The sequence below is a fragment of the Rhodococcus sp. T2V genome (assembly GCF_029269925.1).
Taxonomy (GTDB): domain Bacteria; phylum Actinomycetota; class Actinomycetes; order Mycobacteriales; family Mycobacteriaceae; genus Rhodococcus_F; species Rhodococcus_F koreensis.
Map to the genome: position 1 here is coordinate 1 of NZ_JARJBD010000264.1, position 1,794 is coordinate 1,794.

General features: G+C 70.0%; 1 protein-coding gene. It reads right to left on the minus strand.

The features are described 5' to 3' along the window. Nucleotides 1–138 precede the first annotated feature (138 nt). The gene (locus tag P3H15_RS53765) at nucleotides 139–1,731 is read right to left on the minus strand and encodes an IS1182 family transposase (protein WP_276144785.1); all 1,593 of its coding nucleotides are present in this window, start codon (nucleotides 1,729–1,731) and stop codon (nucleotides 139–141) included. Nucleotides 1,732–1,794: the final 63 nt, after the last annotated feature.

Below are 1,794 nucleotides of genomic sequence, written 5' to 3' on the forward strand. Positions count from 1 at the left end.
GGGAGAATGCTCCGGTCTGGGAGTCGATGATGTGCCGAAAATGGTGTTCGAGCATGGTGGTTTCGGCTCCGGCCCGGGATCGGGCCGTTGATCGTCGGGTGCGGAGCGCGTAGTCGCGGTGGGTGATCCCTGCCGGGGCTATCCCAGGGCCCACATCCCGTCCTCGATGCTCAATCCGAGGCCGGTGAGCCGGTGCAGGTTCACCGCTGCCGCCCTCAGGTTCCACCACGCGTCGTTCTTGGCGACGCCCCGGTACCGCAGTGTTCGTGCTCCGCGGGTCATCCACGCGATGCTGCGTTCGATCATCGGGCGATGCTGCCGGTAATCCCGGCGCATCTGCTCATCGCGGGCCCACCGGGCCCGGTGGGCCCGCACCCGCCGATCGTGTTCCCCGACATGGACGGTGCGGCCCCGCACGGAGTTGGTGCAGCGTGACCGGAATGGGCAGGTGGTGCAGGCCCGTCCGAACGTCGCGGTGCGGGGTGTGTTCGCGAACGACGCAGTCTCGCTGTTCGGGCAGGTCACCGTCTCGCGGTCGTGATCGACGGTGAACTCGTCCGCGGTGAACGCGTCCTCGAGGCCGGTGGGGGTGGGGACGGGTTTGGGTTTGATCACCGGATCGTGACCGGCCTCGGTGAGGTCGTCGAGCAACTGACCACTGCCGTAGGCGGAATCACCGAGCACCTCGGCCGGGCCGTCGAGGGTGTCGTCGTCGGCGAGCAGCTGACCGCCGACCTCCGCGTCGCCACTGCCCCGGCCTGCGGCCTTCGTCAGTTTCGCAGCGGTGATCAACCCGGTGTCGGGTTCGGCGGCGATGTGGCCCTTGTAACCGTCCTGCCGGCGCGAGCGGGTCTTGCGGGCGTGCCGGGTCTCGGTGTCGACGGTGGAGATCACCCGATCCGGGGCGACCTTGCGGGCGATCCGCCACCGGCCCCCGCCACCCTCGCCGCCGCCGTCGTCGGTGACCCATTCGACGTCCTGGCCGGCGACCAGCGCCAGCAACGCCAACGCCTGCCCCGCCGGCGAGTCCGGGTCGACCGGGTCGGTGTCGGACCCGGTCAACGCGGCACCGATCGCCACCGCGTCGCGCACCAGGGCGTCGACCAGCTGGTCGCGGGCCGCCTTGTCCTCCCAGGCGATGTCGGGTTTACCGGGGGTGGAGTAGTCGCAGGCAGTGCCGAGCCGGGCCACCACGTCCGCGGCGCCGGGGACGAGGGCGGCCACCCGGCGGATCGCCGCGACCAGCTGGGTGACGGTGTCCTGGGTGGCGACCGCGTCATCGAGCACGGTCGAATCCAGTGCCCGCCGGGTGCGTCCCTTCAGCACACCGGTGTCGGCGATCACCTCCTTGACCACCTCGAAGATGCGGTTCGGGCGCGCGGAGGCGGCCAGGCGTTTACGCCAGTAGGTGAGCACCGTCGGATGGAACGCGGCCCCGTCGACCGGGAGCCCGCAGGCGGCCTTCCACCGCAAATCGAAGGTGACCGCCTCGGCGGCGGCCCGGTCGGAGAGACCGTGCAGGGCCTGAAGTACCAGCACCGATGCGACGACCTCGGGGGCCAGGGAGGGACGTCCGCGGGTGGAGGGGAACAGGTCGGTGAACAGCTCGGGCGGGAACAGCTCGTATCGGTGCTCGGCGAGGAACGAGAACACACTGCCCTCGGGTAGCAGATGCCCCGCCACCGACGAGACGTCCCACAGATCACGTTGCGAATCCGAATTACCCTGCACGGCAGCATTATCGCAGGTCAACCACCCAAAACCCGGCTCGACACGCGGCGGTCGGCTGTCGGA